Origin of the sequence: Pseudoclavibacter sp. Z016, assembly GCF_002931215.1 — a bacterium.
Lineage (GTDB): Bacteria > Actinomycetota > Actinomycetes > Actinomycetales > Microbacteriaceae > Pseudoclavibacter.
Genome location: NZ_PSTU01000023.1, coordinates 40,325 through 60,523 on the forward strand (window position 1 = coordinate 40,325; position 20,199 = coordinate 60,523).

A 20,199-nucleotide genomic window follows, 5' to 3' on the forward strand; every position below is an offset into this window, starting at 1 on the left:
ACATTCGGAAGCGGGTCGGGTGATGCTTGCAGGATTCACGATGACGGTAATTGCGGACGAATACTGGCCGCTATCTCCCTACGATGGGATCATGTCCACCGGATCCCGCATGCTCACGCTGCTCACGCTCCTCCAGAACCACCGGTTCTGGACCGGCGATGAGCTCTCCGCGAAGCTCCGGGTGAGCCCGCGCACGCTACGGCGTGACGTCGAGCAGCTCCGGGAGCTCGGCTACCCGGTTGAGACGACGCGCGGCGTCGGGGGCGGGTACCGGCTGAGCGCTGGCGGTTCGCTCCCGCCACTCATGGTCAGCGACGAGGAGGCCCTGGCGATCGTGCTCGGACTCAGGGCCGTGACTGCCAGTGGGGTCCAAGGGGTGCAGGACGCGGCGGTCGGCGCGCTCGCGAAGATCGTGCCAGTGCTGCCGATGCACGTGCGCAAGCTCGCTGCTGGTATCGGCTCGACGGTCGGTGCCGGGCAGGCGCGCGAGGGGGCGCCCCAGGTCGAGGTCGCCGTGCTCGCCAGCGTCGCGACGGCCTGCCGGGACCGCACGATGCTGGCGTTCGACTACGAGAAGCGTGATGGTGCCCTCTCGAGTCGGCTCGTCGAGCCGCATGCGCTCGTTCCGGTCGCCCGCCGCTGGTACCTCGTCGCGTTCGACGAGGGGGCGGGCGGCTGGCGCACGTTCCGCCTCGACCGGATGCGCGGCGTCGAGTCCTTGCCGAAGAGCTTCGGCTCGCGGCCCATTCCGGGAGGCGATGCTGACGCGTTCGTGCAGTCGAGCATCCGCAACCTGCCCACCCGTTACGAGGCGGTCGTGCGAGTCGAGGTGCCAGCCGAGGACGCACGGGCTGAGGTTGGCCAGTGGGGTGTGGTCCTCGAGCTCGAAGAAGGGTGGAGCGAGGTGCGGATGCGCACGGACGACCTCGACTACGTCGTCTACCTGCTCGCCAGGCTCGATGCCCGGTGCGAGGTCGTCGGACCACCTGAACTCGTCGACGCGCTGCGAGCCTGGGGTCGCCGGCTGCTGCGCGTCGGCCTCCCAGAGGAGGCGGACGCCCCTGAGTGACTGCGCCGGTGTCAGACGTAGCGATTCATGGCCGCGAACTCGATGGAGACGTCCCTGATGTCGTCCCAGGTGAGTGCGCAGGCGGAATCGGTCGCCGGTGGCTGCGCGGCTCGGTCGCGGATGCGTCGAGCGAGCAACTCAGGGTCGTCGCAATCGGCGACGAGGAGAAATGTCGTGACCAGGTAGTCGCCGTGTTCTCTCGCGACCCGTTCGCAGAGTCGCGAGGCGGCCTGCTCGCAGGCGGTGAGAACGATCGAATCCCTGAGGCCCGGGTCCGCGAGCACCACGATGACGTGGCGCAGCTTCGGCAGCTTCGAGGAGAGCGCGACGCAGTCGTGCATGACCTCCTGGAGGAGGTCGGACAAGCTTCGGCGATTCTCTCTTCGGGAGGCGTCTCTTCCGATAACCAGGGAGACAGGAGAATCCGCCAGTTCCTCAAATTTGGAGGGTCCGTTTTCATCTGTCCGAAAACGTGGATCAAGGGCGGCAAGGCACGGTAACGCGTCGCCCCGAAGAATGAGCTTGGGCACGATCTTCTTGGCTGCTTTTCCTGCGTGACGATGCCCCGGCGCCGAAAAGGCGCCGGGGTTCGACGAAAACATGGCTTGATACCTCGTTCAGAGCTGCGAAGGAGGCGCGTGGGAGCCTCCGGTGGTCTCAGGTGTCCCGTGTGGCCTGTCGTTCTAGCTCTTTCGCTTGAACGGGTCCTCTGCCTGGGTCTTGTCTCGCTTGAGTGCGCGTCGCTCCTTCAGCGTGAGCTGGGGTGCCTTCTTCGCGTTTTCCTTGGACTTTCTGTCTGCCATTCTCTTACTCGCTTCCCTTTTCTCAGCTGGCGGGTATCCGGACGACCATAGTCCATTTCCTGCGCGTTCTCATCCTCGGGGTAAATGGCTTTTCTGGGGGCTTTCGGGCTATCATGATCGTTTACCCTTTTGTCGCCTCGCGACATGAAAGAGGAGGTTCCCGTGGAAACGGTCTGGATGACGCCGACGGCATTGCGTGCCCTGCAGGACGAGCTCGAGGCGCTGCTGCGCGTGGGCGCCGACTCGTCGGCGCGCGGCAGGGAGATTCGAAAGCTCATCGATCATGCCGAGGTCGCCGCCAAGCCCGACGATGGGCTCGTCGAGGCTGGTATGCAGGTCACGGTTCGCTTCGACGACGCCGGGCGCGAGGCGACCTTCCTGCTCGGAAGCAGGGTGCTCGCCGGGTTGGACCCGAGCGTCGCGATCGACGTCTACTCGTCGGACTCGCCCCTCGGGGAGGCCATCCTGGGGAGTCGAGTCGGCAGCACGGTGACCTTCACGCCACCGGCCGGTCAGCAGCGCGTCACCATTCTGTCTGCCGTGCCGTTCTCCTGGTAGTGCTCTCGCCCGGGGAGAACTCCCCGGGCGATAGCGGGAATTCACCGGGGAAATCCGGGTATCGTAAGCGCCTCTTCTCCGCACCTCGGTGCGAGAGCCGTAGCCGTACGACCTCCCCGATGGCTTCCGCAGATTGGACCCCCGCCATGCCCCGCACCACACCCTCCACACACGCCGCCGGCGCCTCGAACAGCGAGCGACGCGAGATCGGCCGCCGCAGCATCCTCACCGGAGCAGCCTGGTCTCTTCCGGTCATCGCTCTGGCCAGTGCCGCCCCGGCCTCCTCCGCGAGTGGCGCGACCGGCGCAGACCTCCAGCTCACGAACGGAGCTGGCTACACCGACTCCTGGTACAGCGAGGACGGTCTGCAGCTCCAGTCGCTCACGGTCGGGACCATGTTCTCCGTCACGAATCTGAGCACGGCGCCAGCGCCGACGGGATTCACGGCGCGCGCGAGCTGGGACGCCCGCTGGGCGACGGCAGTCGAATGGACCGAAGGCTCGGTTCCGGGACCGATCACGACGGTCGGGAACGTCTCGACCCAGTCGGCCGAGCACCCGGAGTCGATCGCGGCTGGGGCGGAGGGCCGGCTCCGTGTCCTTCCCACTCAACCGAGCGCGCTGACGGAGATGCTCCCCGACCTCGCCCCCTGGAAGGTCGAGGTGATCACCAGCGGAGACCCGGACCTGAGTAACAACACCGTCACGTACACGTCCCAGATCGAGGACATCGAGCCGTGGGATGCGACGCTCTCGACCGTGTGGGGAGTGCATCCGGTCACGATCGATGGAAGCGAGTACACCTACTCCTTCCCGCGGCAGCTCACGATCACGTCCACCGGACCCAACCCGATCCCTGCCGGCGAGACCATCGAGTACTCGTTCGCGAGCCAGCCGACCGACTTCATCACCGCGTTCGACGTCGCCACGGTGGCGATCGACGGGGCTGCTCGCCCCGGCTTCCTGAACGAAGAGGACTGGGCCACGGCGCCGAGCAAGGTGTGGACCACGACGCAGGAGGTTCCCGTCGGCTCGACGCTCACCCTCGACTTCACGTTCTCAGCGGGCCCGAACGCCGAGGAGGGCGTGGTCACCTCGCTCGCCTACGGCTACCTGCGCGGCGGGAAGCAGCGCGTTCCTCGCGAGGACATCCAGTTCCTCGCGCCGCGGACGTCGCTCGCGGTCTAGTTCTCTGAGCGTTCCGCGACGAAGCGTCTGGTGACGGCGATGTCCCGCTCGCCCAGGCCAGCATCCACGAGTTCGTCGAAGGCGGCCCGCAGGGTGGGGAGCAGCACCGGGTGCGTGCCGGTCGCGTCGGCGACGTCGGCCGCGAAGGTGAGGTCCTTCACCATGTACTTGGCGACGCCGGAGGGGGAGTCGTCTCCCGTGACGAGCTTCTCGCGCCTGCTCTCGAGCAGCTTGGATCCGGCGTAGCCGCCGCCGAGCAGGTCCCAGAGCACGGCGAGATCGATGCCGCTGCGCTCGGCGAGCACGCTCGCCTCGCCGAGTGCCAGGATCGTGGACGACACGATCATCTGGTTGCAGGCCTTCGCGACCTCGCCGGCGCCGAGCGGCCCGAGGTGCACGGGGCGTCCGCAGGCATTCAGGATGCTCGTGGCTGTCGCGACCTCGTCGTCACCTCCGCCGAGCATGATCGAGAGCGTGCCAGCCTTCGCGCCGTCTTCGCCTCCGGAGACAGGGGAGTCGATGACGCGAACGCGGCCCTCGGTCTCGATGGTGAGGCGCTCCGCGAGCCCGCGGAGCCCGGTTGGCGACACGGTGGAGCCGACCATGATGAGCAGCTCTCCTGCGCCAGCGAGCAGGCCGTCGTCCCCGGCGAGCACGGCCTCGAGCTCTGGGAGGTCGGGGAGCATGACGAGGATCGCGTCGCTGGCCGCGGCGAGTTCGCGTGGCGACTCGTGCCAGGTGGCGCCCGCTTCGATGAGGGCGCTTGCCCGGTCGGGGCGGCGCCCCGTGAGCTGGAGGGTGCCGTGCGCGGCGAGCAGGTGGCCGGCCATCGGGAGACCCATGGCGCCGAGGCCGAGTACGCCGACGCGAGGAGTGTGAGCAGCAGTGGTCATGAGCACACCCTAGCCTGCTGATCATTGTGTGGGACAGTGTCCACAGTGTTGAATCGACGTAGACTTCACCACGAGAGACTGCACCTGTCGCCACGAATCGAAGAGGATCCCATGACTGACAGCCCCCAGAAACTGCGCGCGGTCGTCGCCGTCGACCTGAGCGAGGAGCTCTGCCAGCTCGTCGAGCGCCTCGAGCCTCGACTCGAAGTCGTGCGGGACCACACGTTCTACCGGCCTATGCGAGGGCCCGCCGACTGGTCCGGAGATCCGAGCGTGACTCGAACTCCCGAGCAGCAGGCCGCGTTCGACGAGCTGATCGACTCGGCCGACGTCCTCTTCGGGCTCCCGGATGTCGACTCCGCCTCCCTCGCGCGCACGGTCGCGGCCAACCCGCGACTCCGCTGGGTGCATGCGACGGCGGCGGGCGGTGGAGGGCAGGTGAAGGCGGCGGGCCTCGGTCAGGATGCGCTCGAGCGAATCGTCTTCACGACGAGTGCCGGAGTCCACGGCGGGACTCTCGCCGAGTTCGCGCTCTTCGGCGTGCTCGCCGGAGCGAAGGATCTTCCGCGCCTGCAGCAGCAGCAGTCGGCCCGGCAGTGGACGGGCCGCTGGGAGATGCGCCAGCTCGATGAGATGACCGTGCTCATCGTGGGCCTCGGTGGCATCGGCAAGGCAGCGGCGCTGAAGTTCTCGGCCCTCGGTGCCACCGTGCTCGGCACGACGCGCAGTGGCGAGGCCGTCGAGGGTGTCGACAGGCTGGTGCCCATCGACCAGCTCGCCTCGGCCGTGTCCGAGGCTGACGCCATTGTCGTCACGCTCCCCGGCACCGATGCGACGACGGGACTCCTCGGTGAGGAGGTCTTCGCGAACGTGAAGCCGGGTGTCATCGTCTCCAACGTCGGGCGCGGCACGGTCATCGACGAATCCGCGCTTCTCGCGGCCCTCGACGACGGCCGCGTCGGGTTCGCGGCCCTCGACGTCTTCGAGGTGGAGCCGCTGCCAGCCGAGAGCCCGCTCTGGGCGCACCCGAACGTGCTCGTCAGCCCGCATACGGCCGCGCTCTCGAGCGCAGAGGAGCCTCGAATCGCGAAGCTCTTCGCCGAGAACGCGCGCCGGCTCCTCGACGGTGAGCCGCTCAAGAACGTTGTCGATATCGTCGAGTTCTACTGATTTCCCACCTGTGGGCCCGTTGCGACGTCAACGGGCCGGCAGGCGTGACGAGGCGAGGAGCGGCACCGTGCCAGAAGCTGCGGATGCATCAACGAAGGCGGGCGCGCAGGACGCGTCGGAGCGCGACCTCGCGCCGGCGGTGACGCGCTCACTGCGCATCCTGTCGCTGCTGGCCGACGCTGATGGCGCGCCCATGACGCTGAGCGATATCGCCAGGGCGCTCGGTATCGCGAAATCGTCGACCGCCAATCTGGTCGCCGTGCTCGAAGACGGGCGGATGTTGCAGCGTGTGCCGCAGGGGTACCAGCTGGGCAGGCGCACGGCCGAGCTCGGCGGCGCGTTCGCGCAGCAGTTCAACCAGATCAGAGAGTTCTTCGGGGTGTGCGATGCGTCTCCCGTGCTTCGCAGCGAGCTCGTGCAGGTGGTCATGCTGGACGGCCCGGACACGGTCTACCTCGCTCGTCACGAGGGTCGACGGCGCTACCAGTTGGGCACGCCGCTGGGTTCGCGCCTGCCGGCGGCGCTCACGGCCTCGGGTCGTGCGCTGCTCATGCGTCTCGACGACGAGGAGGTCGTGGAGCTCGTCGGCGCCTCCGCCTCCTTCCCGAAGCTGACGCCGCAGAGCATCGGGACGACGCGGGAGCTGCTCGACTGCCTTGCCGTCGCTCGGGAGCGCGGCTACTCGATCGACTCGAACGGCTCGGTCGGGGGAGTGACGGGCGTCGCGGTGCCGCTCGCCTCCTGGTCGCCGAGTGATCCCCCGTTTGCGCTCGGGGCGGCTCTGCCGACGGAGCTCGCGGATGCGGAGCACGTCGCTCGCGTCGGTGCGGCGCTCATCGAGGCTGCGCGGGAGCTCACGAACCCGCTGGCAGGGCGGTAGCTCAGGCCTCGGCAACATCTCGTGCGTTCAAAGTGTTGAACGTCGTCCACTGGAGTGTTAGCTTGTGGTCAGCAAGCATGCACCGACGGGCTCACCACGGCCTCGGTGCACCGCACATCAAAGGAGATGTTTCGTGACTGAGAACACCCGGCCTCCAGTGCCGACCGACGACCCGGAGTACGCAGACAACCTGCGCCGCGCGACGTTGGCCTCGAGCATCGGCTCCGCCCTCGAGTACTTCGACTTCGCGCTCTACGGCCTCATGACCGCGCTCGTCTTCAACAAGCTCTTCTTCGACCAGAGCGACCCGGCCGTCGCCGTCATCGGCGCCTTCGCCATCTACGGCGTCGGCTTCGTCGCCCGACCCTTCGGCGGGCTCTTCTTCGGCACGATGGGTGACCGCCTCGGCCGCAAGGGCGTGCTTGTCATCACGATCGTGCTCATGGGCGGCGCATCCACCGCCATCGGCCTTCTCCCCACCTACGAGACGATCGGGCTGTGGGCCCCGGCACTGCTCGTGCTCCTGCGTCTCGCTCAGGGCTTCGGTGCCGGCGCCGAGCAGGCCGGTGCCACGGTGCTCATGGCCGAGTACGCGCCCGTGAAGCGCCGCGGTTTCTTCTCCGCGCTCCCGTTCGTCGGCATCCAGGCCGGCACGCTCCTCGCCGCCGTGGTCTTCAGCCTGCTGACGCTCATGCCGGACGAGGCGTTCCTGTCGTGGGGCTGGCGGATCCCGTTCCTCGGGTCCTTCGCCCTCATCCTCGTCGCGCTGTTCATCCGCATGCGCCTCCGTGAGACCCCGACGTTCGTCGAGCTCGAGAAGAGCGACCAGGTCGCCGACCAGCCGATCCGTGAGATCTTCACCCGCGGCATGCCGGGCGTCATCACGGGCATCGGCCTGCGCATGGCCGAGAACGGCGGCTCGTACATCTTCCAGAACGTGTCGCTCGCGTTCGTCGCCGGCACGTTCATCGCGAACCCCGTCGACCGCGGCATCGCGACCTGGGGTGTCACGATCGGCTCGCTTATCGGCATCTTCTCGGTGCCGCTCTCCGGGCACCTCTCCGACAAGCTCGGCCGCCGCGCCGTCTACCGGTTCGGCGCCGTCTTCATGCTGCTCTTCGCATTCCCTGCATGGTGGATGCTCTCGCTCGGCAACGGACCCCTCACGATCGCCGTCATCGCCGTCGGTATCGGTGTGGCCGTCAACTCGATGCTCGGGCCGCAGTGCGCCATGCTCCCTGAACTGTTCGGCAACAAGCACCGGTACCTCGGCGTGGCCATGGCCCGAGAGCTCTCTGCCGTGCTCGCCGGCGGCCTGGCCGGCGTGGTCGGCACGTGGCTGCTCACGCTCACCGGCGGCAACTGGGTGGTCATGGGGCTCTACCTCGCGACGCTCGCCGCGATCACCACTGCAGCGACGTTCCTCGTTCCAGAGACGAAGGGCCGCGACCTGCTCCGCAAGGAAGACGCCATTCGCGTCTCCACCGACGAGGAGGACACCGGCCTGATCGACCTGCAGGACATCTACGAGGCCGCACCTGCCGCAGGCACCGCGAGCAGCGCATCCGCCGCGGTGGGGGCCAAGTCGTGAGCCTCCCCGCCGGGCTGAAGGCGTTCGACCTCACGGGTCGGACAGCCCTCGTCACGGGGTCGAGCCAGGGCATCGGCCGGGCACTCGCGGGCGGTCTCGCCGCCGCGGGGGCCAGGGTCGTGGTGCACGGACGGGACCGGGCGAAAGCAGAGCGCGCGGCGGCGTCCATCGCCGAGGCCCTCGGCCTCGAGGGAACGACGGCCGAGCCGATCGTCTCGACCTTCGACGTGACGGATGCGTCAGCCGTCGATGCCGGCATCGGCGAACTCGAGGCGAGCATCGGAACGGTCGACATCCTCGTCAACAACGCGGGCATCCAGCGGCGCGCCCCCATCGCCGAGTTCACCGACTCCGACTGGCATGAGCTGCTGGCCACGAACCTCACGAGCGCGTTCCTGCTCTCGCGCCGCGTGGCTCGCGGCATGCTCGAGCGCGGCACCGGCAAGATCGTGAACATCGGGAGCGTGCAGTCGCAGATCGCCCGCCCCTCGATCGCGCCGTACAGTGCGACGAAGGGCGCCATCGTGATGCTCACGAAGGGGCTCTGCGCCGACCTCGCGCCGGCGGGGATCACCGTGAACGCGCTTGCACCCGGCTACTTCGCGACCGAGCTCACGAAGGCGCTCGTCGACGACGCCCAGTTCTCGGCCTGGGTGGCCCAGAGGACGCCCGCCGGGCGCTGGGGGCAGGTCGACGAGCTCGTCGGCACGCTCGTGTTCCTCTCCAGTGACGCTTCGGCGTTCGTGAACGGCCAGACGATCTATGTCGATGGCGGAATGACGGCGGTTGTGTGATGCGAATCTCCAGGATCCAGACCAGTGACGGCACCGTCACGCACGCGTTCGCCGATGGCGACTCGTGGGTGCCCTGCAGTAACCCCTACGAGGCGTTCGCGCGCGGCGTCGAGCCGACGCGCGAAGGCGAGGATGTCGCGGATGCGACGCTGCTCGCTCCGAGCGAGCCGCGCATCGTCGTCGGGATCGCGCAGAACGGCCCAGAGCATCCCTCTCCGGTGCAGGCCTGGCTGAAGAGCCCCCGCACGGTCGTGCCGAGCGGAACCCCGGTGGCGCTGCGCCGAGGCGTCGGCAAGGTCGTCATCGAGGGCGAGGTGTGCGTCGTCATCGGCCGTGACGCGGTCGACGTGTCTGCGGAGGACGCGCACACCGTGATCCTCGGTCTCACCGCCGTGAACGACATCTCGAACCCAGACCGGGGCAGCATCGACCCCCGGAACTTCGAGGGCAAGGGCGGCGTCGGCTACACGCCGCTCGGCCCCTGGATCGAGACAGGAGCGGACTTCGCCGCCGCCGAGCTCGAGGTGCGCATCAACGGCGAGCGGAAGGTGCTCACCGGAAGCCAGGAGCTGCCAGCGGGCATCGCCGAGTGCGTCGCCTACGTCACGAGCTGGGTGCCGCTCGGCCCCGGCGACATCATCATGACGGGCGCCCCGAAGTCGGGGTTCGCAGCCGAACCCGGGGACCTCATCGAGATCACCGTCGCGGGCGCGCCGCTGGTGACGCCGTGCGTCTGACTCACGAACCATTCGACGTGCAAGGAGTTCGCAAGTGACCCAGGAGAACCTCGGAGTCGTCGCCCACGGCAAGGGCGACCTGCGGCTCGACGCGCTGCCGGAGCCGGAGCCGACCCCGGATCAGGCCGTCGTCGCGATCGCGTATGGCGGCGTGTGCGGCTCGGACCTGCACTACTGGATGCACGGGGCCGCGGGGGAGTCGATCCTGCGCGACCCGCTCCTCCTCGGCCACGAGATCGTCGGCACCGTGCTCGAGGCAGCGGCTGACGGCAGTGGCCCTCAGCCCGGCCAGCGAGTCGCCGTCCACCCCGCGACGCAGGGTGACGATGGTGTGACGCCGTACCCGGCCGAGCGACCGAACCTCTCTCCTGCCGGCACCTATCTCGGCTCCGCCGCGCGCATCCCGCACACTCAGGGGGCATTCGCGCGTCGAGTCGCCCTGCCAGCACGCATGCTCCGCGCGCTGCCAGCGGGCCTCGACCTCAAGCTGGCATCCCTCGCCGAGCCGGCCTCCGTCGCCTGGCACGGAGTCGGGCAGGCTGGAGACGTGCGAGGCAAGCGGGTGCTCGTCATCGGCGCCGGCCCGATCGGCGCGCTTGTCGTCGCCGTGCTGAAGCACCACGGCGCCGGCGAGATCATCGCGAGCGATCTCCACGAGCTGCCGCTCGCCGTCGCCACCGAGCTCGGGGCGAATCGCGTCATCGACGCGCGCGATGCGGCTGCGATCGCCGCCGTGCACGCCGACGTCGTCATCGAGTCGTCTGGCACGGTGCCTGGGCTCGCCAGTGCCATCCGTGGCGCCGGTCGCGCGGGCCGCGTCGTCCTGCTCGGTCTGCAGCGCAGCGGTGAGGTCCCCGCCCTGCTGTCGCTCGCGATCACTCGCGAGCTGACCCTCGTCGGCTCGTTCCGCTTCACCGACGAGATCGACGCCGTGATCGGCGCGCTCGCCGACGGCTCACTGGTCGTGGATGCAGTGCTCACGCACGAGTTCCCGGTCGAGCAGGCGCTCGAGGCGTTTGCCGTGGCCGGTGACGCCTCCAGGTCGTCGAAGGTGCTGCTCTCGTTCGCCGACGCCGACGCCGACGCCGACGCTCGCGTGGACGGGGCCGCGTCGTGAGCGCTGCGGAGGCCGAAGGCGCCGCGCGTCCCGCTCCTGCGCGTCCGCCCATGGTCGTTATGGGGGTGCAGGGCACGGGCAAGACCACGATCGGCTCGGCACTGGCGACGCGACTCGACGTGACCTTCATCGACAGCGACGACCTGCACCCGCCCGCCAACAAGGCCAAGATGGCGGCAGGGAACCCCCTCGACGACGAAGACCGTGTGCCCTGGCTCAAGGTCATCGGCGAGACGATCGCCGCGAACGCCGCCGAAGGGCGCGTGACGATCGTCGCCTGCTCGGCGCTCAAGCGCTGGTACCGGGAGCTGCTGCGCTCGAGCGTGCCAGAGCTGCGCTTCATTCACCTGTCAGGCCAGCGCGACCTCGTCGCCTCACGCCTCGCAACGCGACAGCACGAGTTCATGCCGACGACGCTGCTCGACAGTCAGTTCGAGGTGCTCGAACCGCTCGCGCCCTGGGAGGCGGGGGTCGTGGTTCCCGTCGCGGACACGCCAGCCGAGATCGTGGACGCGATCGTCGCGTACCTCGAAGGAGCCGAACCCTCCGAGGCCTGAGGGGCCATCAGAGCTCGACCTTCACCGTGCTCGCGAAGTCGACGCCAGTCGCATCGACGAGTGCCCCCACAAGCGGGTGCCATGGGCGAGTGTTGGGCCCGGACAGCACGAGCTGCCGCGGCCTGCGTGCCGTGAGCGGGCGCATCACGAGGTCGTCCGGGAGCATCCCGCGCCCCAGGGACGGGATGACGGCGACACCCATGCCCTGCTGCACCATGCGGAACATCGTGCTCATCTCGCGGACGCGGTGCGAGAAGACGTAGGGGAGCCCGAGCTCGTCGTGCATCTTCCTGACGTGCGTCTCGCATCCGCCCGTCGACACGATGAGGCCGTCGTCGTCGAGCTCGTCGAGCGGGATCGAGTCCTGCTGCGCGAGCGGGTGGTCGGCAGGCACGAGCGCGGCGAACTCGTCCGTGGCGACGAGGAGCCCGCCTGGCGGCGCGGGGGATGGCTCGACGAGGACCGCGGCGTCCACGAGTCCCGCTTCGAGCCACTCGGGCATCTCCTCGTCGTCGCCCTCGTAGATCGAGACGGCGATGTTGGGCAGCCGCGCGGACCACAGGGCCAGCAGGTCAGGGACCAGTCCCTGGCAGACCGTCGCGACCGCCCCGAGTCGGACGGTGCCGGACAGGGTCTCGTCGCGGCGCACGGCGCTCTCCAGCGCTGAGACGGAGGCCAGTGCGGCTCGGGCGTGCTCGATCACGCCGAGGCCGAGCGCGGTGAGGGTGATCCCGCCGTCGCGGCGCAGGACCCGGCCGCCGACAGCCTTCTCGAGGCCCGTCACGGAGTGCGAGATCGCCGACTGGCTGACCCCCAGCTCGGTGGCGGCAACGGTGAAGGACGCGCGATCCACGACCGTGACCAGTGCGCGGAGCTGGGCGATGGTGACACTCATGAGGTCTCCTCATGTGGGGATGAAGCAGATGCATTTGCCTCATGTGGAGGTGCCGCCAACAATAAGTCCCATGAGTCCTACCGGCAACACCCGCGGCACCGTCGCCGCCTTTGTCGTCCTCTCTCTCGTCTGGGGTGCGAGCTTCCTCTTCATGAAAGTCGGGCTCGAGGGGCTCAGCCCAGCGCAGCTCGTGTTGGGACGGCTCACGCTGGGGGCCGCGGCACTCGTCGCGATCATGCTGGTCACTCGGCGACGCTGGCCCAGGGGTCGGAAGATCTGGGTGCACATGCTCGTCGTGTCCCTCGCGCTCGCGGTTGTGCCCTATTCGCTCTTCGCCTGGGCTGGGCAGTACATGCCGAGCAGCCTCTCGAGCATCTACAACGCGACGACACCCATCATGACGCTCCTGCTCATGCCGCTTGTGCTCGTCGGCGAGCGACTCACGCGCACGCAGGTCGTCGGCCTCGTGGTCGGCCTGAGCGGGGTCGTCGTGCTCGCGGGTCCCTGGCAGCTCATCGGCACAGGCCAGGTGCCCGAGCTGCTGCCCGCCCAGCTCGCCTGCCTCGGCGCCACCATCTCCTACGGATTCGCCGGGCTCTACATGCGCCGGTTCCTCACGAGCTCGGGATACGACACGATCACCCTGTCGACCGTCCAGATCGGCCTGGCCGCCGTCATCGTGTGGCTCCTCGCGCCCCTCACCGCGCGGGGCGAGGTCGCGATCGACCTGCCGGTGCTCCTGGCCGTCGCGGGGCTCGGCGTGCTCGGGACCGGACTCGCCTACATCTGGTACAACCGCATCCTGCGCGACTGGGGTCCGGCCCGCGCATCCACCGTCACCTATCTCTCGCCAGTTGTCGGCGTCATCCTGGGGGTCGTGGTGCTGGGGGAGTCGGTGCACTGGAACCAGCCGCTCGGCGGTCTGATCGTCGTGGTGGGGGTGCTCGCGAGCCAGGGGCGCGTGCCCGGGATCCGGGCTCGAACCGCTGTCGCCGCCCCTGTCGCTGCTCCCGTCGAAGGTGTGCTGCCAGTGGAGTCGAGCACACGGGAATAGATCCGTACGCGCTACGTTGTATGCATATGCATGGAGTTGGGAATCCAGAACCAGGACCGACCCGGCCCGTGCATCCACAACGAAAGGGCTGAACATGCAGTTCGGAATCTTCTCCGTCAGCGACATCACACGCAACCCGGTCACCGGCGAGACGCCGAGCGAGGCCGAGCGCATCGACGCGATCGTCAAGATCGCCCAGAAGACCGAAGAGGTCGGCCTCGACGTCTTCGCCATCGGCGAGCACCACAACCCGCCCTTCTTCTCCTCCTCGCCCGCCGTGCTCCTCTCGCACATCGCGGCACTCACGAAGACGCTGCGCGTCTCCACATCGACGACCCTCATCACGACCAACGACCCCGTGCGCATCGCCGAGGAATACGCGATGCTGCAGCACCTCTCCAAGGGCCGCATGGACCTCATGCTCGGCCGCGGCAACACCGCCCCCGTCTACCCGTGGTTCGGCAAGGACATCCGCTCCGGCCTGCCCCTCGCCCTCGAGAACTACAATCTGCTCCACCGCCTCTGGCGCGAGGACGTCGTCGACTGGGAAGGCAAGTTCCGCACTCCCCTGCAGGGCTTCACCTCGACGCCCCGCCCCCTCGACGACGTGGCACCGTTCGTGTGGCACGGCTCCATCCGCACCCCGGAGATCGCCGAGCAGGCCGCCTTCTACGGCGACGGGTTCTTCGCGAACAACATCTTCTGGCCGAAGGAGCACTACATGCGCCTCATCGACTTCTACCGCCAGCGCTACGAGCACTACGGCCACGGCAAGGCCTCGCAGGCGATCGTCGGCCTCGGCGGGCAGGCGTTCATCGCCAAGAACTCGCAGGACGCGAAGGACCAGTTCCGCCCCTACTTCAACGAGGCGCCCGTCTACGGCCACGGGCCGCGCATGGAGGACTTCATGCAGCAGACCCCGCTCTCGGTCGGCAGCCCGCAGGAGGTCATCGACAAGACCCTGACGTTCCGCGAGCACTTCGGGGACTACCAGCGCCAGCTGTTCCTCATGGACCACGCCGGCCTGCCGCTCGGAATGGTGCTCGACCAGCTCGAGCTTCTCGGCTCCGAAGTAGTTCCCGTGCTGCGCCGCGAACTCGAGGCGCTCCGCCCCGCCGAGGTCCCCGACGCGCCCACGCACGAGTCGCTTGTCCTCGCGAAGTACGGCGACGCCGCGCCGCGCCAGCCGCGCCCCAACGAGAACCGAGGCGACAACGTCACCGGCTCCTCGCCCTACCAGGACACCGCGCTCGTCGCCTAGCCACCGCGAAGCGAGTGCGCGGGGCCGGCCCATTCGACCGGCCCCGCGCATCCGTTCGGCTCCTCGCCTCTCCTTTTCGCTCTTTCTTCAGCTCCAACCCGTTCGGAAGGACTTCCATGACCAACGCACAAGGCGCCTACCGCGTCGCCGTCGTCAACGCCGGTATCAGCGACCCGTCGTCGACGAAGCTGCTCGCAGACCGCATCGAGCGTGGCGTCTCCAAGCTCGCGGCGACACGAGGCCGTGACGTTGTATCGACGCACATCGATCTGCGGATGCTCCTCCCCGAACTGCCAGCAGCCCTCGGCTCGCAGAGCTTCGGCCCCCAGTTCGAGCGCGCCATCGCGGCGCTCCGCGACGCCGACGGCATCGTCGCGGCCGCCCCCGTCTACAAGGCCGGGCCGAGCGGACTCTTCACGTCGTTCTTCCAGACCCTCGACAACGACCTCCTCATCGCCAAGCCCGTCGTGCTCGCCGCAACCGCCGGCACCGCGCGTCACGCGCTTGTCGTGGACGAGCAGATGCGGTCGATGTTCGCGTACCTGCGTGCCATGACCGTGCCCACGTCGCTCTTCGCCTCAACCGAGGACTGGCAGGATGCGGGCCTCGGGTCCCGCATCGAGCGCGCATCCGTCGAGCTCCTCGCCCTGATGGAGGCTGGCGTCGAGCAGACGATCCGCGGCGCCAACTGGGGCGGCTACCAGCACGAGCTCGGCAGCGCAGGCGGAACCGAGCTCGGCATCGAGCTGAACTCCGACCTCATGCGCATGGCCGCAGGTGGAGGCGCGGCCTAGCCGCGCTGCGGTTCGCCGCTGAGGCTCTGATCAGACCGAGTCGGGACAATGGGGGCATGACTTCTCCGAGAACCGACCTCCGCAAGCGCGCGATCCTGGCGGCGGGACAGGGCGCGCTGACCGCCCTCTACTACGCCACCCCTGACGTGATCTCGTCGAGGGCTGGTCGCGGAGTCGCGAAGACGATGCTGGCCCTCGGCGTCGGCGGGCTCGCGGCGTCGGAGTACGACGAGCTGAAGATCGGCAAGCGCGGCCGCACCGAAGACACCGACCTGCTCGTGCAGCCGGCGGCGCAGGCACCGGGCGAGCTCATCGGCGGCCCAGGCGAGCAGGCTGATGCGCCACACCCAGCGTCGGGCGAGCGACCGAACGGTGAAGACGGTGCAGATGGGAAGCCGCAGAGCTTCTCCCAGTTCTGGATCTCGCTCTCTCCGGCGAGCCGGGTCTCCCTCGGCGGGCTCGCCACGGCTGCTGGAGCCGGGGCGATCCTCGCCGCCGTCGCCGGCGAGCGGTGGATCTACCGCTTCGGCGAGCGTCGCGCCAATGGCGGGGTGACGGCCGCGCACACCAAGACGGGCCTCGTGATCGGCGGCCTCACTGCGCTCATGGCGCTGATTCCGCCGCCCGAGGACAAGTAGGCCCTCGGCCGCGGGCGTTCCCTGCGGCGCGAAGCCGCGGCTGTCCAACTTCCGTGACGCCGTGATTGCGCTGACGCCCCGGCGGTCCGCCGGTGCCGAATCGTCACGGAAGTTGGACAGGAATCGCGATTCCGTTCGCGGCGACGCCCATTGCCGCAGCAGTCCAGTCGTGCAGGAGCGCGGCGGCGCCGAGGCCCAGCGCTCAGAATCCGGCGAGCACCTCGTCGATGATGGCAATGCCGCGGAGCGCATCGGCGTCGGTGATGACGGCGGGTGGCACGACGTGGATGCGGTTGTCGGCGACGAACGGCAGCAGGCCGCGGGCCACGAGCTGCGACTTGATGGTCGCCATGTCGGCCGCGGCGAGCGGGGCGCGCGTCAGCGGGTCGCTGACCAGCTCGACCGCCCAGAAGACACCCTTGCCGCGCACCTCGCCGACGACGTCGTGGCGTGCGGCAAGCTCGTGCAGTGCGGGGCCGATGACCTCGCGTCCGAGGCGGGCCGCGTTCTCGACGATGCCCTCCTCCTCCATGGTCTCGAGGGTCGCGACGATGGATGCGGCGGCCAGTGGATGCCCCGAGTACGTGAGCCCGCCTGGGAAGACCTCCTCATCGAAGCGCGCGGCGATCTCCTCGGAGATGATGACCCCGCCGACCGGCACGTAGCCCGAGTTGACGCCCTTCGCGAAGGTGATGAGGTCGGGACGGACATCGTAGGCATCGAACGCGAACCACTCGCCGGTCCGGCCGAACCCGGCCATGACCTCATCGAGGATGAGCAGGACGCCGTAGCGGTCGCAGATCTCCCGCACGCCGGCAAGGTACCCGGGCGGCGGCACGAGCACGCCAGCGGTTCCGGGGATGCTCTCGATGAGGATGGCCGCGACGGACGCGGGGCCCTCCGCCTGGACGACGCGCTCGAGGTGTCGAAGTGCCCGTGCGCTCTCCTGCTCGGGCGTCTCGGCCCAGAATTCCGAGCGGTACAGGTACGGGCCGAAGGCGTGCACGTGGCCGCGCGCGTACTCGTTGGGGATGCGTCGCCAGTCGCCGGTCGCGACGATCGCGGCTCCCGTGTTGCCGTGGTAGCTGCGGTACAGGGACACGACCTTGTCGCGCCCCGTCGAGAGGCGAGCCATGCGAATCGCGTTCTCGACCGCATCCGCACCGCCGTTCGTGAAGAACACCTTCGAGAAGCTCTCTGGGGCGTGCGACAGGATCAGCTCCGCCGCCTTCGCCCTGGTCTCGTTGGCGTGCGCCGGGGCGATCGTCACGAGCTTCGCGGCCTGCTCCTGGATGGCCGCGATGACCTTCGGGTGCTGGTAGCCGATCGTGACGTTCACGAGCTGGCTCGAGAAATCGAGGTACTCGTTGCCGTCGAAGTCCCACAGTCTCGCGCCTTCGCCGCGGTCGATGGGCAGCGGCGAGATCTTCCCCTGAGCTGACCAGGAGTGGAACACCGAGGCGAGGTCGCGCTCGCGAACGTCCGTGTTGCTGAGGTGGGTGCTGAGGGTGGGAGCGGTCATGTCTCCACTCTGCGGCCCGGAATGCGTCGCGTTCGTGGTCAAATCGGTGAGAATGGGTGCCATGACTCGACAAAAGCGTCAGCATGGTTCCGCGCCCAGGGGGCTGGCGTGAGTGTCACGCTGCGCGAGCTCGTGGAGGAGACCGAGTTCAAGCTGCGGGTGCTGCACGCCGCGGACGCGAGCGCACTGGACCGCGAGCTCGTGTGGGCGCACAGCTCCGACCTCGGCGACCCGACACCGTGGCTCGAAGCCGGCCAGCTCCTGCTCACCGACGGCATGCAGTTCGCGGTGTCCGAGGCGCCGGACCCCGGAGCGCAGCCGCAGAGCGCCGCGAACGGACTGCGCTCGCCGGTGTCCGCGACCGCGACCGTTCGGTTCCAAGCGCTTGCCAGCGAGGATGTCTTCGACGCGTATGTCGCCCGACTGCGGGCGGCCGACATCGCGGCGCTCGGCTTCGCGACCGAGGTCATCCACGCGGAGGTGCCCGCTGCCCTCGTCGCCGCCTGCGAGCGCCACGGCCTGACGCTCGTCGAGGTCGCCGAACGCACCCCGTTCATCGGCATCATCCGCTACCTCGCGGACCAGCGCGCCCTCGAGCAGCGAGCACGGCTCGAATGGTCGCTGCAGGCGCAGCGCAAGCTCGCGAGGGCCGCCCTCAGGCCCGGCGGTCTCGGCGCGATCCTCGTCGAGCTCGAACGGCAGCTGGAGAGCTGGGTGGCGCTCTACGACTCGACGGGGCTCCGCGTGGACGCGCAGACGCGCATCCGGGTGCCGGAGAGCGAAGCCCCTGAGATCGAGCGGATGGTGCAGAGCCTCCTCGCGCGCGGCGGTCGCTCGGGGGCGCACCTGCACGGCGAGAGCGGTGACGTGACCCTGCAGACCGTCGGCCAGCACGGCCAGCTCCGCGGGGTGCTCGCGGTCGGCGGGCGAGCCCCGCTTGATCTGGCGGGCAACGACCTCGTCGCGAGCGCGATCGGTCACGCGTCGATCGCGCTCGAGCAGAATCGGGAGCTGGATGCGGCCCGCGGGCACCTGCGTGTCGGCCTCCTGGAGCTGCTCCTCGCCGGCGAGATGGAGGTGGCTACGCGCACTGCCGAGACGGTGTGGGGCAAGCTCCCCGCGGCTCCGATCCGGGTCATGCAGGCGCGGGGCGGTGAACCCGGGCAGGCGCTGCTCGACCGGCTCGAGCGGCTCGCGGGGTCCGGTCCTGAGCCGATCTTCTTCGCCGCACGGGATCACGACCTCGTGGCGATCGTGCCGGCACGAGGGGGCGCGGCACTGCTCGAGGCGCTTACAGAAGCTGGCTTCTCCGCCGGCGCCTCCGCGCCCGGGGACTGGCCCGAGCTGCCGCGACTGCTCGCGGAGGCGCGCAAGGCCGCGGAGCGCAGCACGCCGAACCGGCCGTCCGTGCGGTTCGAGGACCTCGCCACGACGGGGATGCTCGGCGCGCTCGAGGCGGCCGACGGCCGAGTCACCGCGCGCCGCGTCCTGCAGCCCCTGCTCGAGCATGGGGAGCAGGGACGCCTGCTGCTCGACACGCTCGCCGCCTGGACGGAGGGGAACTGCGCGTGGGACCCGGTCGCGAAGTCACTCGGCATCCACCGGCACACGCTTCGCAGCCGCGTGACCACGGCAGAGCAGCTCCTCGGCATCGACCTGCAGTCCTTCGCCGGGCGGGCCGAGGTGTGGTCGGCGATGCGCCTCCTCGACGACGCCTGACTCCGCGCGGCGGCTACCGCCCGTTCCGGAGCCGGTCTGCGAGCTGCCGCATGCTGAGGGCGCGCTTCTGCCAGAACATCCACATCCCGAACCACACGAACGGGGTCAGGAGGCCAGCACCCAGCTTGAGCTGGTCGCGGTAGAGCGTGCGACCGCCGGGCAGCGGCGAGACGACCATCGTGTGCTCGAACGTCGTCATGACGGCCATGAGTCCCGACTCCGGGTACCCGCGGTCGCGGAGCTCGTGCATCCCGTCTCCCAGGTCGCGGTACTGGCCGTCGATGACCTGCGTGCCGAGCGGAACCACGCCGAGCAGGCGGATCTCGACGCGGTGCGGGCGCTCGGGTGACCAGCGTTCGGGGAAGCCGCCGGGTTCGAGCGAGCGCACTTCCGCGAGTGGGCCCGCCACTGCGCGGAAGGCTTCCGGCCGCTGGAGGGCGTCGGCGAGCAGTTCGGTTGGGCAGTCGAGCTCGAGCTTGAGGAGGATTCGCACGTGTGCATCCTCCCTCGTGTCTCCGCGCGGCACCTGCACGTCTCGCCCGTCCGCGACAGCGGTGTGGCTTGATGCTGCTGCCGCGGTACCGAAGCGCATCTCGCCACAACTCCTGCGCGGGGAAGCGGGCACGGGGCGGGCGCGAAGCGGACACAGGGCGCCCACGGGGCGGGCGCCCCGCCTCCTAGTCGTTTTCGGGGAAGCCGAGGTTGATGCCGCCGTGCTTGGCGGGGTCGAGCCAGCGGCTGGTGACGGCTTTCTCGCGGGTGTAGAAGTGGAAGCCCTGGAGGCCGTAGGCCTTGGAGTCGCCGAACGCGGAGTCTTTCCAGCCGCCGAAGGAGTAGTAGGCGACGGGCACGGGGATGGGGACGTTGATGCCGATCATGCCGACCTGGATCTCGTTCTGGAAGCGGCGGGCGGCGCCGCCGTCGTTGGTGAAGATCGCGGTGCCGTTGCCGAACTGGCCG

At 69.2% G+C, this 20,199-nt stretch carries 21 protein-coding genes; 15 read left to right on the top strand and 6 right to left on the bottom strand.

Annotated features, from left to right (window positions below; genetic code table 11):
* Positions 1-91 precede the first annotated feature (91 nt).
* On the top strand, positions 92-1,069 hold the full coding sequence (locus tag C5B99_RS18240) for a YafY family protein (RefSeq protein ID WP_181062839.1): 978 nt from the start codon (positions 92-94) through the stop codon (positions 1,067-1,069).
* 11 nt (positions 1,070-1,080) lie between these two features.
* Here C5B99_RS18240 and C5B99_RS18245 read toward each other — a convergent pair whose 3' ends face one another.
* Entirely contained in the window at positions 1,081-1,434 is a 354-nt protein-coding gene (locus C5B99_RS18245) for a hypothetical protein (protein WP_104244743.1), read from the bottom strand.
* A 600-nt stretch (positions 1,435-2,034) separates the two neighbouring features.
* Here C5B99_RS18245 and C5B99_RS18250 point away from each other — a divergent pair.
* Together C5B99_RS18250 and C5B99_RS18255 are read left to right on the top strand one after the other, a co-directional pair.
* A complete protein-coding gene (locus tag C5B99_RS18250; protein ID WP_219819678.1) occupies positions 2,035-2,430 on the top strand; it encodes a GreA/GreB family elongation factor in 396 nt (131 codons plus the stop codon).
* A gap of 119 nt (positions 2,431-2,549) precedes the next feature.
* A complete protein-coding gene (locus C5B99_RS18255; RefSeq protein WP_146082060.1) occupies positions 2,550-3,617 on the top strand; it encodes a hypothetical protein in 1,068 nt (355 codons plus the stop codon).
* Here C5B99_RS18255 and C5B99_RS18260 read toward each other — a convergent pair.
* Positions 3,614-4,510 (bottom strand): NAD(P)-dependent oxidoreductase, encoded by an 897-nt coding sequence (locus C5B99_RS18260; RefSeq protein ID WP_104244783.1) that lies wholly within the window; start codon positions 4,508-4,510, stop codon positions 3,614-3,616. The two genes, C5B99_RS18255 and C5B99_RS18260, sit on opposite strands and share 4 nt — an antisense overlap.
* A gap of 111 nt (positions 4,511-4,621) precedes the next feature.
* Here C5B99_RS18260 and C5B99_RS18265 point away from each other — a divergent pair, with 111 nt between their 5' ends.
* The 7 genes from C5B99_RS18265 to C5B99_RS18295 all read left to right on the top strand — a co-directional run bounded on the left by C5B99_RS18265 (position 4,622) and on the right by C5B99_RS18295 (position 11,356).
* The gene (locus C5B99_RS18265; RefSeq protein ID WP_104244749.1) at positions 4,622-5,680 is read left to right on the top strand and encodes a D-2-hydroxyacid dehydrogenase; all 1,059 of its coding nucleotides are present in this window, start codon (positions 4,622-4,624) and stop codon (positions 5,678-5,680) included.
* A 67-nt stretch (positions 5,681-5,747) separates the two neighbouring features.
* Positions 5,748-6,560, top strand: a complete 813-nt coding sequence (locus C5B99_RS18270; RefSeq protein WP_258063558.1) for an IclR family transcriptional regulator — start codon at positions 5,748-5,750, stop codon at positions 6,558-6,560.
* Positions 6,561-6,693: 133 nt separating this feature from the next.
* The gene (locus tag C5B99_RS18275) at positions 6,694-8,151 is read left to right on the top strand and encodes an MFS transporter (protein ID WP_104244751.1); all 1,458 of its coding nucleotides are present in this window, start codon (positions 6,694-6,696) and stop codon (positions 8,149-8,151) included.
* A complete protein-coding gene (locus C5B99_RS18280; RefSeq protein WP_258063559.1) occupies positions 8,148-8,945 on the top strand; it encodes an SDR family oxidoreductase in 798 nt (265 codons plus the stop codon). The genes C5B99_RS18275 and C5B99_RS18280 overlap by 4 nt, the downstream gene beginning before the upstream one ends.
* Positions 8,945-9,682, top strand: a complete 738-nt coding sequence (locus tag C5B99_RS18285) for a fumarylacetoacetate hydrolase family protein (protein WP_104244753.1) — start codon at positions 8,945-8,947, stop codon at positions 9,680-9,682. The genes C5B99_RS18280 and C5B99_RS18285 overlap by 1 nt, the downstream gene beginning before the upstream one ends.
* Before the next feature lie 34 nt (positions 9,683-9,716).
* Positions 9,717-10,799, top strand: coding sequence for an L-idonate 5-dehydrogenase (locus tag C5B99_RS18290; RefSeq protein WP_181065057.1), 1,083 nt, complete (start codon positions 9,717-9,719; stop codon positions 10,797-10,799).
* The gene (locus C5B99_RS18295) at positions 10,796-11,356 is read left to right on the top strand and encodes a gluconokinase (protein ID WP_308471599.1); all 561 of its coding nucleotides are present in this window, start codon (positions 10,796-10,798) and stop codon (positions 11,354-11,356) included. The genes C5B99_RS18290 and C5B99_RS18295 overlap by 4 nt, the downstream gene beginning before the upstream one ends.
* 7 nt (positions 11,357-11,363) lie before the next feature.
* Here the strand turns inward: C5B99_RS18295 and C5B99_RS18300 are convergent, their stop codons facing one another.
* Positions 11,364-12,251 carry a LysR family transcriptional regulator gene (locus tag C5B99_RS18300; protein WP_104244759.1) on the bottom strand — a complete coding sequence of 296 codons (888 nt, stop codon included), beginning with the start codon at positions 12,249-12,251 and terminating at the stop codon, positions 11,364-11,366.
* 70 nt (positions 12,252-12,321) lie between these two features.
* Between C5B99_RS18300 and C5B99_RS18305 the strand changes: the two genes are divergently transcribed.
* From C5B99_RS18305 to C5B99_RS18320, 4 genes are all read left to right on the top strand, one after another.
* The gene (locus C5B99_RS18305; RefSeq protein ID WP_104244761.1) at positions 12,322-13,305 is read left to right on the top strand and encodes a DMT family transporter; all 984 of its coding nucleotides are present in this window, start codon (positions 12,322-12,324) and stop codon (positions 13,303-13,305) included.
* Positions 13,306-13,399: 94 nt separating this feature from the next.
* Positions 13,400-14,566, top strand: a complete 1,167-nt coding sequence (locus tag C5B99_RS18310; protein WP_104244763.1) for an LLM class flavin-dependent oxidoreductase — start codon at positions 13,400-13,402, stop codon at positions 14,564-14,566.
* A gap of 116 nt (positions 14,567-14,682) precedes the next feature.
* On the top strand, positions 14,683-15,360 hold the full coding sequence (locus C5B99_RS18315) for a CE1759 family FMN reductase (protein ID WP_104244765.1): 678 nt from the start codon (positions 14,683-14,685) through the stop codon (positions 15,358-15,360).
* A gap of 56 nt (positions 15,361-15,416) precedes the next feature.
* The gene (locus tag C5B99_RS18320) at positions 15,417-15,998 is read left to right on the top strand and encodes a hypothetical protein (protein WP_104244767.1); all 582 of its coding nucleotides are present in this window, start codon (positions 15,417-15,419) and stop codon (positions 15,996-15,998) included.
* Between the two features lie 202 nt (positions 15,999-16,200).
* On the opposite strand, the gene C5B99_RS18325 is transcribed toward C5B99_RS18320, so the two are convergent.
* Complete coding sequence (locus C5B99_RS18325; RefSeq protein WP_104244769.1) at positions 16,201-17,520, bottom strand: aspartate aminotransferase family protein; 1,320 nt, start codon at positions 17,518-17,520, stop codon at positions 16,201-16,203.
* 108 nt (positions 17,521-17,628) lie between these two features.
* Between C5B99_RS18325 and C5B99_RS18330 the strand changes: the two genes are divergently transcribed.
* Entirely contained in the window at positions 17,629-19,239 is a 1,611-nt protein-coding gene (locus C5B99_RS18330) for a PucR family transcriptional regulator (protein ID WP_181058180.1), read from the top strand.
* A 13-nt stretch (positions 19,240-19,252) separates the two neighbouring features.
* Here the strand turns inward: C5B99_RS18330 and C5B99_RS18335 are convergent, their stop codons facing one another.
* Entirely contained in the window at positions 19,253-19,732 is a 480-nt protein-coding gene (locus C5B99_RS18335; protein ID WP_146082061.1) for a hypothetical protein, read from the bottom strand.
* A 184-nt stretch (positions 19,733-19,916) separates the two neighbouring features.
* The coding region (locus tag C5B99_RS18340; RefSeq protein ID WP_146082062.1) for an aldehyde dehydrogenase family protein at positions 19,917-20,199 on the bottom strand (283 nt) is incomplete at its 5' end.

What these genes read in the sequence shown, in the direction of transcription:
- C5B99_RS18240 (WP_181062839.1), top strand. Translation starts at nt 92, where the DNA reads ATGTCCACCGGATCCCGCATGCTCACGCTGCTCACGCTCCTCCAGAAC.
- C5B99_RS18255 (WP_146082060.1), top strand. Translation starts at nt 2,550, where the DNA reads ATGGCTTCCGCAGATTGGACCCCCGCCATGCCCCGCACCACACCCTCC.
- C5B99_RS18260 (WP_104244783.1), bottom strand. Translation starts at nt 4,510, where the DNA reads ATGACCACTGCTGCTCACACTCCTCGCGTCGGCGTACTCGGCCTCGGC.
- C5B99_RS18265 (WP_104244749.1), top strand. Translation starts at nt 4,622, where the DNA reads ATGACTGACAGCCCCCAGAAACTGCGCGCGGTCGTCGCCGTCGACCTG.
- C5B99_RS18285 (WP_104244753.1), top strand. Translation starts at nt 8,945, where the DNA reads ATGCGAATCTCCAGGATCCAGACCAGTGACGGCACCGTCACGCACGCG.
- C5B99_RS18300 (WP_104244759.1), bottom strand. Translation starts at nt 12,251, where the DNA reads ATGAGTGTCACCATCGCCCAGCTCCGCGCACTGGTCACGGTCGTGGAT.
- C5B99_RS18305 (WP_104244761.1), top strand. Translation starts at nt 12,322, where the DNA reads ATGAGTCCTACCGGCAACACCCGCGGCACCGTCGCCGCCTTTGTCGTC.
- C5B99_RS18310 (WP_104244763.1), top strand. Translation starts at nt 13,400, where the DNA reads ATGCAGTTCGGAATCTTCTCCGTCAGCGACATCACACGCAACCCGGTC.
- C5B99_RS18315 (WP_104244765.1), top strand. Translation starts at nt 14,683, where the DNA reads ATGACCAACGCACAAGGCGCCTACCGCGTCGCCGTCGTCAACGCCGGT.
- C5B99_RS18320 (WP_104244767.1), top strand. Translation starts at nt 15,417, where the DNA reads ATGACTTCTCCGAGAACCGACCTCCGCAAGCGCGCGATCCTGGCGGCG.
- C5B99_RS18325 (WP_104244769.1), bottom strand. Translation starts at nt 17,520, where the DNA reads ATGACCGCTCCCACCCTCAGCACCCACCTCAGCAACACGGACGTTCGC.